At 67.1% G+C, this 477-nt stretch carries 1 protein-coding gene; it reads left to right on the top strand.

What is annotated here, in order from left to right; all coding sequences use genetic code 11:
* A partial coding sequence (locus tag HWX87_RS37740) for a POTRA domain-containing protein (protein ID WP_279612998.1) occupies positions 1–477 on the top strand: 477 nt, incomplete at both ends.

Raw genomic sequence — 477 nt, 5'->3', positions numbered from 1 at the left:
CGCATCGATCCGCGCACGCGCACCGCGAAGCTCGCGGTGAGCTTCGACAGCGGGCCGACCTTCACGATGGGCGCGCTCGACGTGTCGGGCGTGCGGCGTTATCCCGAGAAGATCGTCACCAACGTCAACCCGCTCGGCGTGGGCGAGATCTACGACGTGCAGCGCTTCAACGAGCTGCAGCGCCAGTTGCAGAACACGCCGTATTACGCGAGCGTGGCGATCGACGTCGGCGACGACACCAGCAAGCCCGAGGACACGCCGGTCCACGTGAAGGTCAGCGAGTATCCCTACAACAGCGTGCGCGGCGGGGTCGGCTACGCGACCGATACCGGGCCGCATGTCCAGGGCTCCTATACCTATCTCGACACCTTCGGCGCGGCCTGGCCGCTGCAGGTGTCGGGGCGCATCGACCAGATCCAGCAATACGGGCAGGTCCAGCTCTCGATGCCGCCGAGCCCGCACGGCTGGACCAACAGC

The sequence above is a fragment of the Burkholderia sp. BCC1644 genome (assembly GCF_902833225.1).
GTDB lineage: Bacteria > Pseudomonadota > Gammaproteobacteria > Burkholderiales > Burkholderiaceae > Burkholderia.
The sequence above is the reverse complement of the archived record's forward strand: the minus strand, read 5'-3'. Positions and strand labels throughout refer to the sequence as shown.